The organism is Mesorhizobium sp. M7A.F.Ca.ET.027.03.2.1 (genome assembly GCF_003999175.1).
Classification (GTDB): Bacteria; Pseudomonadota; Alphaproteobacteria; order Rhizobiales; family Rhizobiaceae; genus Mesorhizobium.
The window spans coordinates 1-4,624 of the sequence record NZ_RZOM01000459.1; the positions used below are offsets into that span (position 1 = coordinate 1).

Below are 4,624 nucleotides of genomic sequence, written 5' to 3' on the forward strand. Positions count from 1 at the left end.
GAAAAGCGGCGCGATCCAGTTCGAACCGCCGATTCCGCCGCCGGTGCGGGCGACGAATTCATTCATCGCTGCATCGCGGGCGGTCTGGTCTTCCAGCAGGCGGAGCGCCGCCAGCGCGACCGTCTTGGACGCGCAGATGACCATCGGATCGATCGTCGCCGAAATGCCGCCCAGCGCATTCATCACCCATGCCGGATAGGGGTAGCCGGTCTCCGAACGCAGCGCCGGGCGAGCGACATAGAAGCGCGCCGTCGGCGTATGCCAGCTCATGTCGGTGTAATCGTCGGAGGTCGAGTTGACCTGAGAGGGCGGCAGATCGCGGCGCAGGATCGCTTCCGCCGCCTGCGGCTCGATCAAGCGCTCGAGTTCTTCGATGAACGGCTCGTCGCTCGCCATGCGCCCGGCATTGACCTGTATTTCGCGGGCAACTGCCTTGGCGTCCTCGTCCCAGCGCGGCGGCCCAGCCGTCGACAGCGCTTCATAGGCGATTTCGGCCATGGCATGATTGGCAAGTCCCGGTCGTGACTTCGACACCCAATGCCGCTCATGGCGGCAGCCGCTCATGCCGGCAGCGGCCTCGGCATTGCGGTCGAGCACCGTGGTGACCTGCTCGGCCATGGCAAGCGTCGGCACGCGGATCATGTACTGGATCTCGGCCAGCCCCGCCGGCAAATTGTCGGCGGTTGCTTGCCCCGCCGTCAGGATCGCTTCGCTGATCGACCAGCCGCCCTGGTGCGGCAGCATGGAATCGCGCAGAGCCTTGGAGGCCATGTACATCATCATCAATGCGTCGTTGGCGCCGGGGGCGCGCGCCGCCGAATGTGCTTGCGGAATGGGTGCAGCACCCGCAGCCAGCTGCCAGCGCTCCGGTTGGTCGCAGATGAAGCGATAGATCATCGCGTAGGCCGCGCCGCAATGCGTGTCCCAGCGCGCCGTGTTGCAGAGCGGCAGCATGTAGAACGGATGAAAGGAGATCATACCGGCAAGGCCGTCATAATAGCCCTTGGCGGCATGGATCGGCTTTGACCCGCGCACCTTTTCCGCCGGCTCGCCGGTGAAGCGCAGCGTGCCTGATATGCCGTGGCGCTGCATCGCCGCCTTGGTCGCCAGCAGCCCGCCGAGGCTCGAAATCCCGAGGCCGGAATGCGGGTCGGTGTGGCCGCCGGCCTGGTTGCCAAGTCCCCGGCGCGGACGCTCGACCGTAGCGGCATCCTGGCAATTGCCCGGCACCGCGTCGTATTCGGCGTACATGCCGATGATCGGGCCGGGGCCGTTGGTCCAATGCGCGCAGAAGGCGGTCGGCATGCCGGCGGAGCCTTCTTCGACGGAAAAGCCTTCGAGTTTCAGCCGCTCGACATACCAGGCGGCTGATTGATACTCCCGCCACGCGGTCTCGCCGTAATCGAAGATGGTGCGTGTCCACGCGGACAACAACGGCTGGATGCCTTCGAGACAGGCAAGGGCGGTTGCTTGCGCCGAGGTGGCCACCGGTTTCTCCATGGCATGAGAAGAAAGCAGTGAAGCGGGTCGCTAAAAAGTGATATGTTTTCCCGGTTCGTGCAAATTCGGTTCACCTGAGGTTCCTTGCGTATACCATCGACACAAGCGCTGCGCGCGCTCGACAGCTTCGCCCGGCACGGCAGCGTCTGGCGCGCCGCCGACGAGTTGCACCTGACCCGCAGCGCTGTTAGCCATCAGCTTCGCCTGCTGGAGCGCGACCTCGGCTTCGACCTGCTCGAACGCATCGGCAAGGGCGTGGCGCTGACGCCGCGCGGCCAGCGCTACGCCAGCGATGTGCGCAAGGCGCTCACCGTTCTGGGCGACGCGGTGACGCGCGATGCCGGCACCGGAGTCGGCGGCTCGTTCGCCGTCAGTTGCACGCCCGGCTTCGCCTCGCTGTTCCTGTGCACCCATATCGGCGAGTTCCGGCAGATGTATCCTGACGTGGCGCTGCGCATCCTGACGCCGCGCCGGCTCGACGATGTCAGCAATGCCGATGCCGATGCCTTCATTGCGTTTGGTGTCGGCAATTGGCCGAACCGGGCGGTCGAGCCGCTCTGTGAAATCTCGTTCACGCCGCTCTGCAGCCCGACACTGCTCAACAAGGTCGGTGGTTTTTCCCGGCCGTCGGACGTGCTGCGCGCCAACCTGCTGCATCTCGATGACACCGAGGATTGGGCGCGCTGGCTGGCGCTGTCCAAGGTGGAAAACCCCGACATTGAGGGCGGCATCTTCTTTTCGGACATGAACCTCGTCTTTTCGGCGGCGATTGCCGGCCAGGGCATCGCCATGGGCGACGAACTGACCAGCCGGCGGGCGCTGAGCGAGGGCCGGCTGGTCAGGCCGTTCGACATAGCGATCAAGTCGCCGCGTTCCTATTTCCTGGTCTCCGAACACGCCAAGGCTTCGCATCCGGTGCTGGAAGCGTTCGCAGGATGGCTGCGGTCGAAACTCCAGGAGAACCGCATTCTGCCGTATTGAGGGCAGGTGGCGACATCTCGCCATAGATGAATGGAATTTGCCGATCACGCGAAAACTATTCGGTTGCGGTGAGCCGGCACCCTGCCTACGATTTCGACAAGCGTTAGGGAAAGGGCAGTATGCAGCAACCCGGCCGTGCCGCAGAGATCAAGGCAATCGGGATCGGCAAGAGCTTCGGCTCATTCCGTGCGCTGGACAATCTGTCGCTCGATATCGGCCGTGGCGAGTTCCTGACCCTGCTCGGGCCGTCCGGTTCGGGCAAGACCACCTTCCTGATGATCCTTGCCGGCTTCGTGCAGCCGACCGAAGGCAAGCTGTTCAGCGACGGCGTCGACATCACCGACCGGCCGGCCGAGCAACGTGCCGCCGGCATGGTGTTCCAGGGCTACGCGCTGTTCCCGCATATGAGCGTCGAAGCCAACATCGCCTTCCCACTCAAGGTGCGCAAGAAATCGGCCGCCGACATCAAGCGCCGCGTCGGCGAGATGATCGAGCGCGTCGGCCTCAAGGGCCACGAGAAAAAACTGCCGGCGCAATTGTCAGGCGGTCAGCAGCAGCGTGTGGCGCTGGCCCGCGCGCTGGTGTTCGAACCGGGCGTGCTGTTGCTCGACGAACCGTTTTCCGCGCTCGACAAGGGCCTGCGCGGCCAGATGCAGGCCGAGATGAAGCGGCTGCACCAGGAGACCGGGACCACCTTCGTCTTCGTCACCCACGACCAGAGCGAGGCGCTGGCGCTGTCGTCACGCGTTGCCATCTTCAACCACGGCAAATTGCTGCAGGTTGGAGCGCCCGACGAGGTCTACGAACGGCCGGACAACCGCTTCGTCGCCGAGTTCCTCGGCGAGATCAACATGCTGCCGCTGAAGGGGGTCAAGCCTGCCGGCAATGGCTCGACCGGCCTGTGCGAGGACCGCGCGGTCAGCATGGGCTGCAAGGCCGAACTCGTGCGCGGGGATGCCATCCTGGCGATCCGGCCCGAATACATGTCGATATCGAGCGAGGCGGCAGATGGTGAGAATGGGATCGCCGCTACCGCCACCAACTCCACCTATCTGGGTGCTGCAACGCGGCTCGACCTGACGACGCGGCAAGGCGCCAAGGTCACGGTCTCGGTGCCCAACGAGGTGGCTGCCGCGGCGCTGAGCAAGGGCAACTCCGTCTGGCTCACCTGGCCGGCGGAAAAGGGTTTCCTCCTTCCGCATGGAGGACAATGACAAACGGTGGAGCGAAACATCGCAGCACCGCTTTCGGGCACTATCAACAACAAAAAAGGGGAACTGACATGACACATGATACCAAGAAACAAGCCATCGAGAGCCTGTCCGCCAGGGCAGGTCGCGGCGAGATTTCGCGCCGGCAGTTCACGCAGCTGGCGGCACTCGTGCTGGCCGGCACGCCGATGCTGCTGCGCTCGACAGGTGCCTTTGCGCAGGCCAAGGAACTGGTGCTGGTCAACTGGGGTGGCGATGCCATCACCGCCTACGATGCCGCCTATGGCCAGGCCTTCACCAAGGACACCGGCATCACCGTCAAGATGGACGGTTCGGGTCCGACCGAAGGCGCCATCGCCGCGCAGTTCAAGAGCGGCGCGCCGACCTGGGATCTCGTCGACGTAGACCCGTTCTCAGCCATCACGCTCGGCGCCCAAGGGGCTCTCGAGCCGATCGATTACAACATCGTCGACAAGAAGAAGATGCGGCCCGGCTTTGGTTGGGAATACGCCGCCTCGACCTATTTCTTCTCCTATGTCATCGCCTATGATTCCGAGAAGTACGGCAAGGACGCGCCGACCGGCATGGCCGATTTCTTCGACGTGAAGAAATTCCCCGGCAAGCGCTCGCTCTACAAATGGGGCGTGTCGAGCTGGGAAGCAGCCCTGCTGGCCGACGGCATCGCGCCTGCGTCGCTCTACCCGCTCGATCTCAAGCGCGCCCATGACAAGATCGCCGCCTTCAAGGAAAACGTCGTTGCCTATTGGGGTGGCGGCGCCGAAAGCCAGAGCGTGCTGCTCAATGGCGAGGCCTCGATGGCAATCGTCTGGTCGACCCGTGCATCACTGATCGAGCAGGATTCCGGCGGCAAGATCAAGTTCATCTGGGACCAGGGCCTGATCTCGCCTGGCGCGCTGGCCGTGCTCAAGAAC

Annotated in this window: 4 protein-coding genes; 3 read left to right on the forward strand and 1 reads right to left on the reverse strand. The window is 64.2% G+C overall.

Going from position 1 to position 4,624, the window contains the following annotated elements:
• Nucleotides 1-1,500 (reverse strand): amidohydrolase (locus EN750_RS19655; protein ID WP_189526329.1); only part of this gene is annotated, 1,500 nt, incomplete at its 3' end.
• 84 nt (nt 1,501-1,584) lie between these two features.
• Between EN750_RS19655 and EN750_RS19660 the strand changes: the two genes are divergently transcribed.
• The 3 genes from EN750_RS19660 to EN750_RS19670 all read left to right on the forward strand — a co-directional run.
• Complete coding sequence (locus EN750_RS19660; protein WP_013532647.1) at nt 1,585-2,481, forward strand: LysR substrate-binding domain-containing protein; 897 nt, start codon at nt 1,585-1,587, stop codon at nt 2,479-2,481.
• A gap of 119 nt (nt 2,482-2,600) precedes the next feature.
• Complete coding sequence (locus EN750_RS19665; RefSeq protein ID WP_127397394.1) at nt 2,601-3,695, forward strand: ABC transporter ATP-binding protein; 1,095 nt, start codon at nt 2,601-2,603, stop codon at nt 3,693-3,695.
• 68 nt (nt 3,696-3,763) lie between these two features.
• Nucleotides 3,764-4,624, forward strand: an 861-nt coding sequence (locus EN750_RS19670) for an ABC transporter substrate-binding protein (protein ID WP_145967779.1), incomplete at its 3' end; no start/stop codon positions are given.